1 protein-coding gene is annotated in these 566 nt (G+C 65.4%); it reads left to right on the forward strand.

Annotated features, from left to right (window positions below; all coding sequences use genetic code 11):
• Window positions 1-175: 175 nt before the first annotated feature.
• A partial coding sequence (locus AC1D0P_RS27510) for a VOC family protein (protein WP_477679629.1) occupies window positions 176-566 on the forward strand: 391 nt, incomplete at its 3' end.

Genomic DNA, 566 nt, shown 5'->3' on the forward strand with positions numbered 1-566 from the left:
GCCGCAGGCCTTGACTGCCGAACTCAGAGCCGCGTTCCGACCGCTGCGCCCGCAAATCTGAAGCCGCGTAAATCCGAAGCAATGGGGCCGTGCACTGCCCGCACGTGCCCTGACATCGGACCGGGTCATCCGATCCGGCCCACTCCAAGACCGTCACACATCCATGGAGATGAACATGAACATCGTCAACAATCCCAACGAAACGACAGCGGAGGCGCAAAAGACCGCGTCGGTCGACATGAAATTCGAGGCCGCTGTCATACCGGTTTCCGATGTCGACCGCGCCAAGACCTTCTATGCCGGCCTGGGCTGGCGGCTCGACGCAGATTTCCCCGTCGGCGACGCATTCAGGGTGGTGCAATTCACACCTCCAGGCTCCCCCGCCTCGATCCATTTCGGCAAAGGCCTGACATCGGCCGCGCCCGGTGCTGCCCAAGGGCTTTACCTGGTCGTCTCCGACATCATGGCGGCGCGCGCCGAGCTTGCCGCCCGCGGCGCCGATGTCAGCGACGTTTTCCACCGCGCCGGTCCCGGCCAGCCTCCGGTGCCCGGCCGCGATCCCGAGG

This window comes from Polaromonas sp. P1_G2 (assembly GCF_056405515.1).